General features: G+C 60.2%; 14 protein-coding genes. 11 read left to right on the top strand and 3 right to left on the bottom strand.

What is annotated here, in order from left to right:
- Positions 1-33: 33 nt before the first annotated feature.
- Positions 34-1,095, bottom strand: a complete 1,062-nt coding sequence (locus QP982_RS03230) for an esterase/lipase family protein (protein WP_284870216.1) — start codon at positions 1,093-1,095, stop codon at positions 34-36.
- Between the two features lie 24 nt (positions 1,096-1,119).
- On the opposite strand from QP982_RS03230, the gene QP982_RS03225 reads away from it, so the two are divergent.
- The 10 genes from QP982_RS03225 (at position 1,120) to groL (ending at position 11,782) form a co-directional block, all read left to right on the top strand.
- Positions 1,120-2,790 (top strand): bifunctional ADP-dependent NAD(P)H-hydrate dehydratase/NAD(P)H-hydrate epimerase, encoded by a 1,671-nt coding sequence (locus QP982_RS03225; RefSeq protein ID WP_016422108.1) that lies wholly within the window; start codon positions 1,120-1,122, stop codon positions 2,788-2,790.
- Entirely contained in the window at positions 2,787-4,400 is a 1,614-nt protein-coding gene (alr, locus tag QP982_RS03220; protein ID WP_284870215.1) for an alanine racemase, read from the top strand. Before QP982_RS03225 ends, alr begins: the two co-directional genes overlap by 4 nt.
- Positions 4,401-4,430: 30 nt before the next feature.
- The gene (gene tsaB / locus QP982_RS03215; RefSeq protein ID WP_284870214.1) at positions 4,431-5,081 is read left to right on the top strand and encodes a tRNA (adenosine(37)-N6)-threonylcarbamoyltransferase complex dimerization subunit type 1 TsaB; all 651 of its coding nucleotides are present in this window, start codon (positions 4,431-4,433) and stop codon (positions 5,079-5,081) included.
- Positions 5,078-5,557 carry a ribosomal protein S18-alanine N-acetyltransferase gene (rimI, locus tag QP982_RS03210; protein WP_016422111.1) on the top strand — a complete coding sequence of 160 codons (480 nt, stop codon included), beginning with the start codon at positions 5,078-5,080 and terminating at the stop codon, positions 5,555-5,557. The genes tsaB and rimI overlap by 4 nt, the downstream gene beginning before the upstream one ends.
- A gap of 38 nt (positions 5,558-5,595) precedes the next feature.
- Positions 5,596-7,332: a pyruvate dehydrogenase gene (locus QP982_RS03205; protein ID WP_284870213.1), complete on the top strand. Its 1,737-nt coding sequence runs from the start codon at positions 5,596-5,598 to the stop codon at positions 7,330-7,332.
- A gap of 55 nt (positions 7,333-7,387) precedes the next feature.
- Positions 7,388-7,816: a hypothetical protein gene (locus QP982_RS03200; protein WP_042388422.1), complete on the top strand. Its 429-nt coding sequence runs from the start codon at positions 7,388-7,390 to the stop codon at positions 7,814-7,816.
- A 58-nt stretch (positions 7,817-7,874) separates the two neighbouring features.
- Complete coding sequence (gene tsaD, locus QP982_RS03195) at positions 7,875-8,954, top strand: tRNA (adenosine(37)-N6)-threonylcarbamoyltransferase complex transferase subunit TsaD (protein ID WP_049170057.1); 1,080 nt, start codon at positions 7,875-7,877, stop codon at positions 8,952-8,954.
- Between the two features lie 103 nt (positions 8,955-9,057).
- Positions 9,058-9,702 (top strand): hypothetical protein, encoded by a 645-nt coding sequence (locus QP982_RS03190; RefSeq protein ID WP_284870212.1) that lies wholly within the window; start codon positions 9,058-9,060, stop codon positions 9,700-9,702.
- A 156-nt stretch (positions 9,703-9,858) separates the two neighbouring features.
- Positions 9,859-10,158 (top strand): co-chaperone GroES, encoded by a 300-nt coding sequence (gene groES, locus QP982_RS03185; protein WP_005510054.1) that lies wholly within the window; start codon positions 9,859-9,861, stop codon positions 10,156-10,158.
- A gap of 19 nt (positions 10,159-10,177) precedes the next feature.
- The gene (gene groL / locus QP982_RS03180; RefSeq protein ID WP_070566161.1) at positions 10,178-11,782 is read left to right on the top strand and encodes a chaperonin GroEL; all 1,605 of its coding nucleotides are present in this window, start codon (positions 10,178-10,180) and stop codon (positions 11,780-11,782) included.
- Positions 11,783-11,901: 119 nt separating this feature from the next.
- Here the strand turns inward: groL and QP982_RS03175 are convergent, their stop codons facing one another.
- Together QP982_RS03175 and QP982_RS03170 are read right to left on the bottom strand one after the other, a co-directional pair.
- Positions 11,902-12,225: a WhiB family transcriptional regulator gene (locus QP982_RS03175; protein ID WP_016422117.1), complete on the bottom strand. Its 324-nt coding sequence runs from the start codon at positions 12,223-12,225 to the stop codon at positions 11,902-11,904.
- 137 nt (positions 12,226-12,362) lie between these two features.
- Positions 12,363-12,731 (bottom strand): DUF5319 domain-containing protein, encoded by a 369-nt coding sequence (locus tag QP982_RS03170; RefSeq protein ID WP_038629374.1) that lies wholly within the window; start codon positions 12,729-12,731, stop codon positions 12,363-12,365.
- 263 nt (positions 12,732-12,994) lie between these two features.
- Here QP982_RS03170 and guaB point away from each other — a divergent pair, with 263 nt between their 5' ends.
- Entirely contained in the window at positions 12,995-14,524 is a 1,530-nt protein-coding gene (gene guaB / locus QP982_RS03165) for an IMP dehydrogenase (protein WP_016422119.1), read from the top strand.
- Positions 14,525-14,533: the final 9 nt, after the last annotated feature.

Below are 14,533 nucleotides of genomic sequence, written 5' to 3'. Positions count from 1 at the left end.
TTCTGGAAATATGTTCTAAAATTCTGTGCTGAATTAGATCCGGCCCCTCCGTCCGAGACCCCTCCGCCCGAGCCTCCTCGGCAGGGCACCGTACATAGGCAGGACTCGCTGTCGCGGATGATGCGGAACATCACCAGCTTCAGCGCCATCCAGTTCCTCCAAGAACTCGTGAATGCGTTCGAGCGTATTGGGGGAGTAGAGCAGTGCGAGGTGATCAGACCAGTCGCCACCGCCAGTGGCATTGTTGACGTTCGTAATGTGGTGCCCCTCTTGTTCGGGCAAAAAGGCGCCGGTCCACGGGCGAACCACGGTGTCAAAAGGGGTGCCGATATTCAGGTAGTGCGGACCACGTCGGGTAATGCCACGCGCTGCGCGGTTCAGAGTCGCAATGTAGTCAGAGTCCAGCAGCTGTTGAATGCAGGCACGGCCGACAAGGCGGTCGACGAGTTTGTGCATCGGTAGGCCGCATCGCTCAAGGGCACTGAGCCTTCGGCGCATGCCCCACGCAGTAGTGCCTCGGTGGTTTCCCGCAAGAGAGATGACTGCCCGCACGGGGCTGTTGTCGGAGGCGTACTGCTCGGCTGCTTCTTCGTTGAGGCCACGGTTCAGAGCTTCGTCGTAAAGCGAATCGATGCTCGCGTTGGCGTAGCTGCGGCAGTGTAGACCGCCCTGGGAATGACCGATGAGGTCGATGCGGGGTAGGGAGAGGTGGGCACGGAAGCGGTCGAGAAGGTCGGTGACTTCAGCGAGCGCATCGCTCAAATCGGTGGTGGCTTTGACGCTACGGAGACGGCTGACCAGCGCGGCGGGGTCGGAGCCGTAATCGAGTGAGAATACGGGGCGATTCCGGGCGAGGAACGGCCCCAACATGGCGAAGGAGTTGAACGAGTTCATCCAGGTGCCGTGAACCAGGACAATTGGTGTGCGACCGTTGTATCTGTCCAGGTCAGGAGTGACTTTGCCGTCGAGGATTTCGCGAACGTCCTGCACGCCGTGGGGGATCCATTCGGGATGACGCAACGAGCGCAGGTATGCCTGCGGAAAGGCGCGCAGTAGAGGGCCGAAAACTCGCGTGCTCGGGGAGTAGTCATCCATAGGGGCTAATCGTAGGCTGGGTTTATGACGTACTGCTACACAGCTGCCGAAATTCGCGCCGCGGAACAGCCCTATCTGGACGCACAAACGCGTGACGACGAACTCATGCGCCACGCAGCCGCCGCTGTGTCGGAGGTGGCGGAGCGGATGCTCTCAGAGGCATCTCCGGAGCCTGGTCGCGGTCGCGTGCTGCTGTTGGTCGGATCGGGAGGCAATGGTGGCGATGCACTCTATGCTGGCCGAAACTTGTCCTCGGATGGGCATGGCGTGGATGCGGTTTTGCTGGGCTCGAAGCCGCATGAACGGGCGCTGAAAGCTTTTGAACTCGCAGGTGGGCGGGTGCTGCCGTTGGGGTGTGACCGGGAGACGGATTTATCGAAGATTCTGTGGTCGATTAGTGAAGACTACGCATTGATCATCGACGGCATCGTGGGGCTCGGAGGTCACGGCGCGCTGCGTGAAGAGGCCGCGTGGTTGGTGCGCGAAGCGCGGTTGGGCAAAGTTCCCATTCTCGCGGTTGATGTGCCGAGCGGCGTAGAAGCCGATACTGGGCGTACTTTTGACCCGCCTGCCCAGACCATCAATCCAGACCCTGATTTGGAGGAGGGACAGAACCCGTACTTGCCATCTCACGTCGAGGCCACGACAACGGTGACTTTCGGCGGTCTGCGCTACGCGCACTCGCTGTCCGAATCCTGTGGCACCGTCGAATTACACGAAATTGCGCTCGATGCCTTCTCCCTCGAACTTCCAGGACTGGGGCAGACGCTCTATGAAAACGGTACCTACAATGCCGTCCACCACCAGACTCCGACCGTGGAGTTCTACGAAGCCCTAGGCGGGAGCTTTCCGGCACCACTTGGCGCGATGACCCCGCTCGAACCCGGTGCTGCAGACCACAAGTACTCCACTGGAGTTACAGGAATCGCCGCCGGTAGCGAGGCGTATCCCGGCGCAGGTCAGCTGTGCGTCACCGCTGCCGTGCATGCGACCAGTCCCGCGGTCATCTATGTCGGCGACGCGGCCGCACGTAACCGCATCACCGCAGCCTTGCCGACGGTCATTACGCAGCAGGACTCGGTGGATCGCAAAGAGGTACGCGTCGATGCCTGGGTCGTCGGTCCCGGTCGGGGCACTGATGAGAAAGCCGCCGAGGAACTGCGAGACATTCTGGCCACTGACAAACCAGTGGTCATCGACGCTGACGCACTGACACTGCTGTCGAAGCATGAGGACATCCGACAGCTCGTTCGTGAGCGCGGCCAGGAGCGCAACCTGCGCACTGTTCTCACGCCGCACGCCGGTGAATTCGAGCGCCTGACCGGGCACGAGGTCACTAACCCCATCGCAGATGCGCGTGAACTTGCCGAGCAGTTCTCCTCCGAAGTGTTGCTCAAGGGACGCCGCACTGTGATGGTCAATCCGACAACGCAGCGCACAGTCGTGATTGACGCGGGTAGCTCCTGGGCAGCCACGCCGGGCTCTGGCGATGTACTGTCCGGGCTCCTCGGCGCCTGGGTAGCGCGTGGCGAAGCCCTCTATCTACCAGCAATTATTCATGCGCGCGCCGCATTTTTGGCCGCGCAGACAGAGTTCGGACCAGCACCCTGCAGCGCCCAGGACATCGCCGAATCCATCCGAGATGCCACCGCATGGTTCACCAACGAAGGCAGCAGTGGCAAAATACGGCTATGACTTCCTCGGCACCAGCCATCCTGACCCATACTGTTAATCTCGACGCGATCACCCACAATGTGAAGACCGTCAAGGCCATCGCAGGGGTGTCGGAATTCATGGCCGTCGTCAAGGCGGACGGCTACTCGCAGGGTGCGCTGCAGACCGCGCGTGCCGCGCTGGCCGGCGGGGCAACGCAGCTCGGTGTCGCAACAATCGACGAGGCGCTCTCCCTCCGCGAGGAACTCCGCGCCACGCTTGACGACGGCCACACCATCCCCATCCTCGCCTGGATCTGGGACGCAGCGGCCACCTCATTGGTGCAGCGAGCTGTGGCTGCAGATATTGACCTCGGTCTGCCGTCGATGGCTCATGCGCTGGCCGTGGCCAATGCCGGGCGGGCGCTGTCGGTGACACCACGTGTGACGGTGATGGTCGATACGGGTTTGGGCCGCTCGGGATTCTCTATGGCCAATGGGGACTTTGAGCATGCGGTCGCTCAGCTGGTCGAGCTGCACAAGACCGGTGCTCTGAACGTCACCGGTACTTTCACGCACTTTGCGTGCGCGGATGAGCCGGGCCACGAGAGCGTCGATAAGCAGGCGCAGAATTTCCGTGCTGCGATTGCGGCACTGCGTGAGGCGGGGCTGGACGAGCTGATTAACCATGCGGCGAATTCGCCGGCATCGTTGTCGCGCCCGGACTTGGCCTTCGACATGGTGCGCCCGGGGCTGGCTATTTATGGTGGTGAGCCAATTGTGGGTGCCACCCATGGATTGCGTCCCGCGATGCGGTGGGAAGCGTCGGTCATTTTGGTCAAGAAGCTGCCGGCGGGAGAGTCGGTGTCCTACGGCCAGACGTGGACAGCTGACCGCGACACCACCATCGGCATCGTGCCCTGCGGCTACGCCGACGGCATGATGCGCTCGGCCTCCGGGCATTTCGAGGTCAGCATCAATGGCACACGCTACCCGCAGGTAGGACGCGTGTGTATGGATCAATTCGTCGTCGACCTGGGGCCCGACACCGAAGTCGAGGCCGGCGACACTGCGGTTATCGTTGGTGATCCCGCACTGGGGGAGCCCGGTCTCGATGACCTCGCGAAGGCATCCGGCACCATTAACTACGAAATCCTCACTGCGCCAAAGGGACGCAGCGAGCGAAAGTGGGTGCGCAGCCGCATCGCGCCAACCGCAGAGGACATGCGTGACCTCGGCGAGGAAATTGGCCGGGAGCTAGCCGCCGGGGATTTGGTGATTCTCGATGGCCCACTCGGCGCGGGCAAAACGACCCTCACGCAGGGCATCGCCCGCGGCATGAATGTGCGCGGTCGCGTGACGTCGCCGACGTTCACCATCGCCCGCGAGCACCGTCCGCTTGCAACCGACGGTGTCACCCTCATCCACGTCGACGCCTATCGACTCTTCGGCGAAGAGGGACCCGGCTCCGATGGCGAGGCCTTCGATGCGCTGGACTCGCTCGATTTGGACACCGACCTCGAGGACAGCGTCGTGGTCGCCGAGTGGGGAATGGGGCTCGCCGAGGTGCTCTCCGAGCGCTATCTACAGGTGAATATCGATCGTTCGCGTGACGACGATGCCCGCGTCGTCACCTGGAAGTGGAGCAAGTAGCTTCAAGTCGGTTCAAGTAGGTTACTGAGTATGAACATTTTGGCCGTTGACACATCGACTCCACAGGTCACCGCGGGAATTGTCCGCGATGGTGAAACCGTGGCCGAAAAGCTGCACCTGGATGCCCGTGCGCACAACGAGGTGCTGGTGCCGCTGATTCAGCAGTGCCTTACTGACAGTGGGGTGGCGGCAACCGAGCTGGACGCCGTGGTTGTCGGCTGTGGGCCGGGGCCGTTTACGGGCTTGCGCGTTGGTATGGCCACCGCAGCCTCCTTCGCCGACGCTCTGGGAATTCCCTGCTACGGCATCTGCAGCCTGGATTCGCTTGCGGGTGGGGTTGGCGATGAACTGGTCGTCACCGATGCCCGCCGCCGCGAGGTGTACTTCGCCGCCTACCGCGATGGCCAGCGAGTTTTCGGCCCGGGAGTGGCCAAGCCAGCCGACGTCATGGAGCTGCTCAAGGAAGAACTTGCAGCAGAAGCCGCCGACTTCGCGCCGAGCCAGGCCCGCGGCAGTCTCAGCCACATCGAGCAAATTGCCGGGCTTGAGGTTGCTGCCGAACAAGTCTTTCCCACTCCGACAGCCATGGTTGAAGCGGTCGACTTTGACTCCGCGCCGGGCCCACTGGTGCCGCTGTACTTGCGCCGTCCGGATGCCGTTGTCCCGAAGGCTATGAGATGAGCGTCGTCAAGCTAGTGCGTCTCGGACCTCCTGCGGCCAAGGCGTGTGCGGCGATTGAGGCGGAGCTATTTGCCGGCGACGATCCCTGGTCGGAATCGGCCTTTATGGCCGAGCTGGCCGCGCCGAACAATTTCTACGTCGGGCTGATTGCAGATGTAGACGAGGACGAAGAACTGTGCGGCTATGCGGGGATTACCAAGCTGGGGCCTGCGGGTGCCGCCGAGTACGAGATTCACACCATCGGGGTGGGGAAGAAGTGGCAGCGCCGGGGCTTTGGGACGCAGCTGATGGACGCGCTGATGGCAGCTGTGGCGGAGGATTCGGGCCCGGTGTTTTTGGAAGTTCGCACAGATAACGAACCCGCAATCGCCATGTATCGGCGCTATGGCTTCGAAAATATGGGGCTGCGAAAGAACTATTATCCGGGCTCTGGGGCGGATGCGTACACGATGTGTCGGCCTGAGTTGGCCAGCTAGATGTTGACGTATTGACTAATCTGCGTTAAACCAGGCACATGGCTAAAACCTTTGCAAAACAGCTCGTAGAAACCCTAGAGAAGCAGGGTGTCAAGCGAATCTTCGGACTCGTTGGAGATAGTTTGAACCCCATTGTCGACGCTGTGCGCGAGTCCTCCATTGAGTGGGTGCACGTTCGCAACGAAGAGGCTGCCGCCTTCGCCGCCGGCGCGGAGTCCCTGGTCACCGGCGAATTAGCAGTGTGTGCGGCCTCCTGTGGCCCGGGTAATACCCACCTCATTCAGGGCCTGTATGACTCCCACCGCAACGGCGCAAAGGTGCTGGCGCTGGCATCGCACATTCCTTCCCGCCAGATTGGCTCGAGCTTCTTCCAGGAGACCCATCCGGAGTTCATCTTCAACGAGTGCTCCGGTTACTGCGAGATGGTCAACTCCGCTGAGCAGGGTGGCGTCGTTTTGCATCACGCTATCCAGTCGACCATGACTGGCCACGGTGTTTCCGTGCTGGTTCTGCCGGGCGACATTACAACGCATGAAGTGGAAAATGATGAGTTCGTCACCTCCACAATCAGCAGCGGTCGCCCAGTCGTATTCCCTGACGCCGGCCAGGCCGCCGCGCTTGCCGACGCAATCAACGAGGCTAAAACCGTCACGCTTTTCTGTGGCGCAGGTGTGAAGGACGCCCGCGAACAGGTGCTCAAGCTTGCGGAGAAGATTAAGTCGCCGGTGGGGCATGCGCTGGGCGGCAAGATGTACATCCAGTACGACAACCCCTATGACGTCGGCATGTCCGGCCTGTTGGGCTACGGCGCCTGCCACGATGCCTCCAACGATGCTGATCTGTTGATTCTGCTCGGTACTGACTTTCCGTACAACGACTTCCTGCCGACTAAGAACGTCGCACAGGTCGATATCGATGGTCGTGCCATCGGTCGTCGTACCACGGTGAAGTACCCAGTCGTCGGCGATGTGGCTGCCACAATTGAAACCATCCTTCCGCACCTGGATGAAAAGACCGATCGCTCCTTCCTGGACAAGCAGCTGCGGAACCACGAGCGCCTGCTCAGCCACGTCATCGAGGCATACACCCACGACGTTGAGAACATGCGCCCGATTCACCCGGAGTATGTAGCCGACCTGATTGATAAGTACGCCGATGACGATGCCGTCTTCACCGTGGATACCGGCATGGGCAATGTCTGGGCTGCACGCTACGTCACGCCGAATGGCAAGCGAGAGCAGATTGGTTCTTTCCGTCACGGCACCATGGCCAATGCACTGTCGCAGGCCATTGGTGTGCAGGCTGCTGACCGGGACCGTCAGGTCATTACCTTCAACGGTGACGGTGGCCTGTCAATGCTGCTCGGTGAGCTCATCACCGTGAAGCAGGAGCAGCTGCCCATCAAGATGTTTGTGTTCAATAACTCCTCGCTCGGCATGGTCAAGCTGGAAATGCTGGTTCAGGGGCTGCCGGAGCACGAGACCGACCACGACGCAGTGGACTACGCCGGAGTCGCAGAGTCGTTGGGTATCAAGGCCATCCGAATTGAAGATCCGGCCGATGCGCCTCGCCTGATTCAAGAGGCGCTGGCATACGACGGCCCGGTGCTGGTGGATATGATCACCGACCCGAATGCCCTGTCCATCCCGGCAAACATCACCTGGGACATGCTGATGGGATTCTCCAAGGCCGCTACTCGCACCGTCTTCGGCGGCGGCGTTGGTCAGATGATCAACATGGCACGGTCGAACCTCCGCAACATCCCGCGGCCATAGTGGGGGTAGCGCTCTCGAGATGCGGGAGCGGGTGCGGTGCGGTACCTCTGTTTCCATGATTAAAGGTTTTCTGGTGAACCCTGACCTGACGCATCGCATCGTCGAATTTGAGTTGGAGGCCGCTGCTACATTCCTCGGCGGAGTTTCCTCCGACCGTGTTTCGGTGGCGTTTCAGGAAGACGGCGCCGATTACGCCGCTCTCTACAACCCGACGGCCAAGGCTGAGGGCGCTGAACCGAATCCGGTCGCGTCCCTCGGCCGCAATGAGGCTGCTACGGGCAACTCGGCTTTCTTTACCGACCCCACCACCGCAATTTGCGGAACGGTCGTATTTGTCGACGCCGAGGGCAAGGATATCGGCGACGAGGAAATCGAGCGTATTAAGCACGGTATGCGCGCCGTGCGTCACTACCGCGATGACTACCCAGAGGAATACGCTCTCTGGCGTGCCGCTGTGCGGAACCTCGGTCGCCTCGAAATTTAAACTCGGTCGCTGGTAAGTGACCCGGTGGTGCGCTAGTACCATGACTGCTATGACCGAGTTGACCCTGCTGGCAATCGAGAGTTCCTGCGATGAGACTGGCGCTGCAGTGATGCGTGTGCGCTACGACGACACCGACACCAGCGCCCCCGCCATTCCCGAGGTGGAAGTGCTTGCCGACGTCGTCGCATCCTCCATGGAACAGCACGCCCGCTTCGGTGGTGTGGTCCCGGAGATTGCTTCCCGCGCTCATTTGGAAGCCCTGCAGCCAGTAGTCTCCGAGGCGCGCGCGCAAGCAGCTGCCAAGCTCGGTATCGATACTTTTATCCCAGATGCCGTCGCCGCTACCGTGGGACCCGGTCTCGCCGGTGCGCTGCTGGTCGGTTCGGCAGGCGCGAAGGCTTATGCCGCCGCCTGGGGTGTGCCTTTCTACGGCATTAATCACCTTGGTGGCCACGTTGCTGTCGGAGCTCTCGACGGCGCGGATCTATCCAACGCAGTGGCGCTCTTGGTTTCCGGCGGGCACACGCAGCTGCTGCGCGTGCAGGGGGTTGGTCGTCCGATGGAGGAGCTCGGATCGACGCTTGACGACGCAGCCGGAGAGGCATACGACAAGGTTTCGAGGTTGCTTGGGTTGGGTTACCCGGGCGGCCCGATTATCGATAAGTTGGCTAAGCAGGGAAATCGCAAGGCCATCGCGTTTCCTCGCGCCATGATGCGCCAGCAGGATGCGCGCCATGACTTCTCCTTCTCCGGCTTGAAAACCGCCGTGGCCCGCTATGTCGAAGCGGCAGAGAAGGAAGGTCGTGAATACTCCGTAGAGGACGTCTGTGCTTCCTTCCAGGAGGCGGTCTGCGATGTATTGACCAAGAAGGCCGTTCGCGCAGCTCAGGATGTGGGGGCCACTACGCTGCTGCTCGGTGGTGGTGTGGCTGCGAACTCGAGGTTGCGTGAACTCGCAGCGGCGCGAGCTACCTCGGCAGGAATTACGCTGCACGTGCCACCGATTAAGTTGTGCACCGACAACGGTGTCATGATTGGCGCAGCTGCCGCCTACCTCATTGCCGCGGGGGTCAAGCCCTCTGGCTACGCCTGCCCGACCGACCCCTCCATGCCTGTGGAAGATCCTGTAATGCAATAAGCAGTGATTGCCCCTCGGATCCATGTTAAATTTCGTTAACTGACTTTGACTTGTTTCTCTGCCATGGATTGCAAGACAATTACAGGAAAGCGCTTGCCCAAAAATGAGTAAAGACTACAGCGAGTGGGAACTTCAGCCATCCGATAATTCGCATAATCAGACTGAGCTGTTTGCGCCGCAGGGTGAACTGCAAACAACGCAAGCACCGCAAGTTGAACTCCAGCGCGGTCGTGGTCGGGGAGTGTTATGGGCAGTCGTCGCGCTGTTGCTTGTGGTGATCGTCGCTGTGGCAGCGGTGCTTTACCTAGTTGCGAGTGGTCGAGGTGAGCAATGGTTTGGTGCAGGTGCCAAGGATGAAGTAACGCCGAAGCTCACTGTTACTGCGACTGCGACGGAGACCGTGAAGGTGAAGTCGCCGGAGAAAACCAAGACGAGGGAAACCACGAGTACGGCTGCGCCCGATTATCCGATTAGTGGGGATTGCGAGGCGTCGGCGTTCCCGACTACGGAGGAAAACTCTACGATCGTCGCCTGTGACGGATGGTGGGCGCTGGGTGGGCGCGCAAACAGTGGTGGACTGGCGGTCTACCAATGGGACGAAGGTGCCTGGCAAAGGAGGGAGCCAGACAGTCGTTACACAACCGGTTCTGGTGGTCCGTGCTTTAGCGATGAGTACATCAAGGAACACGGAATGACGGTTACTGCGTTCGGTCGTATGGCGTGTAACCCCGACAAGCTGACCAATTAGCATTAGCGCTCACTATTGTTGAGTGTTAGCACTTGCAGGGGTAGAGTGCTAACGAAGGTTGTTTGACACACAGTTGTTCACCCGCGACGACGGCTGTGCACGGCAGACCAACCGGCACAAGAACATCACATCACCGCATGTATGGAGGAATTCATCGTGGCGAACGTCAACATCAAGCCGCTGGAGGACCGCGTCCTCGTCCAGATCAACGAAGCAGAGACCACCACGGCTTCTGGCCTGGTTATCCCGGACTCCGCTAAGGAGAAGCCGCAGGAGGCTACCGTTATCGCAGTTGGTCCGGGTCGTTGGGCCGATGACGATGACCGCATTCCTATGGACGTCAAGGAGGGGGACATTGTCATCTTCTCCAAGTACGGCGGCACTGAGCTGAAGTACCAGGGCGAAGAGTACCTGCTGCTGTCGCAGCGCGACATCCTGGCTGTTATCGAGAACTAAAGGGAGGACGTACCCACACATGGCGAAGCTTATTGCTTTTAACGAAGAGGCTCGCGAAGGCCTCAAGCGCGGTGTGGACACGCTTGCCGACGCAGTCAAGGTCACGCTTGGCCCGAAGGGTCGCAACGTTGTCCTGGACAAGGCCTTCGGCGGTCCGCTGGTCACCAATGATGGTGTGACCATCGCCCGCGACATCGACGTTGAGGATCCGTTTGAGAACCTCGGCGCGCAGTTGGTTAAGTCCGTTGCGGTCAAGACCAATGACGTTGCCGGTGACGGTACTACTACCGCAACGCTGCTGGCACAGGCGCTGGTCCACGAGGGTCTGCGCAACGTTGCAGCCGGCGCAAACCCGATTTCGCTGAACCGCGGTATTCACGCTGCATCCGACAAGGCGGTTGAGCTGCTGAAGCAGCGCGCCACCCCGGTCAGCAGCTCTGGTGCCATCGCACAGGTGGCAACCGTTTCCTCGCGCGACACTGAAATCGGTGACCTGGTTGCAGGTGCCATGGACAAGGTTGGCAAGGACGGCGTCGTCTCTGTGGAGGAGTCGCAGTCGATTGCCACCGAGCTGTCCGTGACCGAGGGCGTGTCCTTCAACAAGGGCTTCCTCTCGCCGTACTTCATTACCGACGTTGAGGCTCAGCAGGCAATTCTCGACGGTGCACAGGTGCTGCTGGTCCGCGAGAAGATTTCCTCCCTGCCGGAGTTCCTGCCGATTCTGGAGAAGATTGCCGAGTCCGGCAAGCCGACTCTGATCATGGCTGAGGATATCGAGGGCGAGGCTCTGTCCGCGCTGGTCATCAACGCTATGCGCAAGACCTTGAAGGTTGCCGCAGTGAAGGCACCGTACTTCGGTGACCGTCGTAAGGCGTTCATGGATGACCTGGCAGTTGTCACCGGTGCAACCGTCGTTACGGCTGACACTGGCATGCAGCTGAAGGACGTTGGACTTGAGGTGCTGGGTAACGCACGCCGCATCACCATTACCAAGGACGAGACCGTCCTAGTTGACGGTGCTGGCACCGCTGAGGCTGTGGAAGAGCGTCGTAACCAGATCCGTGCCGAGATTGAGCGCACTGACTCTGACTGGGATCGCGAGAAGCTGGAAGAGCGTCTGGCGAAGCTCTCTGGCGGCGTGGCTGTCATTAAGGTCGGCGCTGCTACCGAGACCGAGGTCAACGAGCGCAAGCTGCGTGTCGAGGATGCCATTAACGCTGCTCGTGCGGCAGCTCAGGAAGGCGTCATCGCCGGTGGCGGTTCCGTACTGGTGCAGATCTCCCGTGAACTCGAGGCATTCGCTGACGAGTTCGAGGGCGACGAGGCAGTCGGTGTCCGTGCAGTTGCCAAGGCTCTGACCCGTCCGGCTTTCTGGATTGCTGAGAATGCTGGTAAGGACGGTGCTGTCGTTGTCTACCACATTGGTGAGCTGGAGAACGGCAACGGCTACAACGCTGCTACTGACACTTACGAGAACCTGATTGAGTCCGGCGTCATTGACCCGGTCAAGGTCACTCACTCCGCAGTCGTCAACGCAACCTCCGTGGCTCGCATGCTGCTGACCACCGAGGCTTCTGTTGTGGACAAGCCGGAAGAAGAGCCACAGCACGACCACGCTCACTAACTGCCAGTGAGCTAGTGCCCTGGCCTTTGGCACGTAAAATGCTCCCCACCTTTCAATCTGAGGGTGGGGAGCATTTTGGTTTTTATGTGAACTGGCTGGAGTCCGAGAGAGGAGAGGGACTACATGGCAGTAACTAGAACGCGTTCAAGTTCGCGTTCACGTGCGGCCGGCTTAGCTCGAAGGATTTCATTTCGTTCAGATTCGCTGAGACCGCCCCAGACACCGTATGGCTCACCAACCTTGAGTGCGTGACTACGGCACTGCATAAGAACAGGGCAAGAACGGCAGATAGCCTTCGCACGGGCTTCACGCAGGCTGCGTGCGCGTCCGCGCTCGCCTTCCGGGTGGAAGAAGGTCGCGGAGTCCTGCCCGCGGCAAGAGCCGTGCAGCTGCCAATCCCACAAATCCGCATTGGGCCCGGGCAAGTGGTCGATGTACGTCATCGGAATTGATGTCTCCTTCATTGAGCTTTCTTGAAGCAGTGAGCTCAAGTGTGGAGGCCAACAATGAACGGTTGGTAAACCTAAGGAGGCCAGCCGGGATACTACGCAAACAATTCCGTCAAACTCTTACCAAATTTTTAGAAACGGCCAGGTCGTCGAGAACGCAGACCGTCGACAAAGCCTGCGCAGTAGTCCCATGGGGCGTAACGGGAGGGGTCTGGATCGAATTGTGGCTCGTGAACCGGAGATGCCTGTCCAGACAGGAGCATCAGGTAGTGGTTTTCCAAAACCTCCCAGTTATAAAAGTGCTCGTCACCGCAGTCCTCACACAACATGCAGACGCCCAGTAATCCCTCTGGGCTCAAAGCGGTGCGGAATAGGCGAACTGCGGCCAGATCTTCAAGAACCTCTCGACGTTCCTGGTCTGTCAGTGGAGCAAACGGCTCATCCGGCTCGAGAAAGCTTGCCGGGTCATTGGGATCTCCTTCGAACGGATCCCGCGGCATGGATGAGAAAAAGTTGTGGTTCACAACCACTACCGTAACAGCTCTGTACGGCAATCCTGTCGATTGGCGATGCACTTAGTTGGGGTTTAGTTCACCTTGGAATAACCCTCAGCTAGCTTTCGGCTAACCCTTGTCGGGCACCTGTCGCTCCGCCTAATTGTCGCGTTTCATCACTGAAGGACTACCCTGTATATAACGTTTGGCAACCACGAAGCGATAGCGCCCCTGGCCGGATGTCGGCAAGGGTGGAGCAGGAGGAGTCCATGACCAACCCCACGGGAATTAGCCTCGGCGGAGACAATCCCAACAAGATTCCACTAGTCGGCCTTACATTCGATGACGTCCTGCTGCTGCCGGATGCTTCGGACGTTATCCCCTCCGGCGTTGATACTTCGACGCAGCTCACTCGTGAGCTGCGTCTGAACATTCCGGTTGTGTCCGCTGCTATGGACACCGTCACCGAGGCCCGCATGGCTGTTGCTATGGCCCGCCAGGGCGGTATGGGTATCCTGCACCGCAACCTGTCCATTGAGGAGCAGGCGCAGCAGGTCGAGATTGTGAAGCGCTCTGAGGCTGGCATGGTGTCCGACCCGGTGACCTGTTCCCCGGATGACACCATCGCCGAAGTAGATGCCAAGTGCGCTCGTTACCGCATCTCGGGCCTGCCGGTCGTCGACAAGGACGGCAAGCTGGTCGGTATCTGCACCAACCGCGACATGCGTTTTGAGGCAGACCTGAACCGCAAGGTTTCCGAAATCATGACCCCGATGCCGCTGGTCGTGGCTGAGCAGGGTGTGTCTGGCGATGCGGCGCTGAACCTGCTGCGCGCTCACAAGGTGGAGAAGCTGCCGATCGTCGATGGCGAAGGCCGCCTGACTGGTCTGATTACCGTCAAGGACTTCGTCAAGAAGGATCAGTACCCGAATGCTTCCAAGGATGGTTCCGGCCGTCTGCTGGTCGGTGCTGGCATCGGTACCGGCGAGGACTCCTGGAAGCGCGCGCACGCATTGGCTGACGCAGGCGTAGACGTGCTCGTTGTTGATACCGCTCACGCCCACAACTCAGGTGTACTTGAGATGGTCTCCCGCGTTAAGAAGGAATTCGGCGAGAACATCCAGATTATCGGCGGCAACCTGGCTACCCGTGGCGCTGCACAGGCCATGATTGACGCGGGTGCAGATGCCATCAAGGTCGGTATCGGCCCAGGCTCGATTTGCACCACTCGCGTTGTCGCAGGTGTGGGCGCCCCGCAGATCACCGCCATCATGGAAGCCTCTGTCGCAGCTAAGAAGGCTGGCGTTCCGATTATCGCCGATGGCGGTATGCAGTTCTCCGGCGACATCGCCAAGGCTCTGGCAGCCGGGGCATCCTCCGTCATGCTCGGTTCGATGCTGGCCGGTACCGCTGAGGCTCCGGGTGAGGTCACCTTCGTCAACGGCAAGCAGTACAAGATGTACCGTGGCATGGGCTCGCTGGGTGCCATGCAGGGCCGCGGCCTGACCGGTGAGAAGCGCTCCTACTCCAAGGACCGCTACTTCCAGGCTGATGTCAAGAGCGAAGAGAAGCTGGTTCCGGAAGGCATTGAGGGTCGTGTTCCGTTCCGCGGCAGTATCGACTCCATCGTTCACCAGCTGGTCGGTGGTCTGCGTGCAGCTATGGGCTACACCGGTTCCGCTACCGTCGAGCAGTTGCACGACGCACAGTTCGTCCAGATCACCGCTGCAGGCCTGCGCGAGTCGCACCCGCACGATATCCAGATGACTGTCGAAGCGCCGAACTACTACCAGCGCTAAACTGGCTTA

The organism is Corynebacterium sp. MSK019 (assembly GCF_030232425.1).
Taxonomy (GTDB): Bacteria; Actinomycetota; Actinomycetes; order Mycobacteriales; family Mycobacteriaceae; genus Corynebacterium; species Corynebacterium jeikeium_D.
The sequence above is the reverse complement of the archived record's forward strand: the minus strand, read 5'-3'. Positions and strand labels throughout refer to the sequence as shown.

What these genes read in the sequence shown, in the direction of transcription:
- QP982_RS03230 (WP_284870216.1), bottom strand. Translation starts at nt 1,095, where the DNA reads ATGGATGACTACTCCCCGAGCACGCGAGTTTTCGGCCCTCTACTGCGC.
- QP982_RS03225 (WP_016422108.1), top strand. Translation starts at nt 1,120, where the DNA reads ATGACGTACTGCTACACAGCTGCCGAAATTCGCGCCGCGGAACAGCCC.
- alr (WP_284870215.1), top strand. Translation starts at nt 2,787, where the DNA reads ATGACTTCCTCGGCACCAGCCATCCTGACCCATACTGTTAATCTCGAC.
- tsaB (WP_284870214.1), top strand. Translation starts at nt 4,431, where the DNA reads ATGAACATTTTGGCCGTTGACACATCGACTCCACAGGTCACCGCGGGA.
- rimI (WP_016422111.1), top strand. Translation starts at nt 5,078, where the DNA reads ATGAGCGTCGTCAAGCTAGTGCGTCTCGGACCTCCTGCGGCCAAGGCG.
- QP982_RS03205 (WP_284870213.1), top strand. Translation starts at nt 5,596, where the DNA reads ATGGCTAAAACCTTTGCAAAACAGCTCGTAGAAACCCTAGAGAAGCAG.
- QP982_RS03200 (WP_042388422.1), top strand. Translation starts at nt 7,388, where the DNA reads ATGATTAAAGGTTTTCTGGTGAACCCTGACCTGACGCATCGCATCGTC.
- QP982_RS03190 (WP_284870212.1), top strand. Translation starts at nt 9,058, where the DNA reads ATGAGTAAAGACTACAGCGAGTGGGAACTTCAGCCATCCGATAATTCG.
- groL (WP_070566161.1), top strand. Translation starts at nt 10,178, where the DNA reads ATGGCGAAGCTTATTGCTTTTAACGAAGAGGCTCGCGAAGGCCTCAAG.
- QP982_RS03175 (WP_016422117.1), bottom strand. Translation starts at nt 12,225, where the DNA reads ATGACGTACATCGACCACTTGCCCGGGCCCAATGCGGATTTGTGGGAT.
- QP982_RS03170 (WP_038629374.1), bottom strand. Translation starts at nt 12,731, where the DNA reads ATGCCGCGGGATCCGTTCGAAGGAGATCCCAATGACCCGGCAAGCTTT.
- guaB (WP_016422119.1), top strand. Translation starts at nt 12,995, where the DNA reads ATGACCAACCCCACGGGAATTAGCCTCGGCGGAGACAATCCCAACAAG.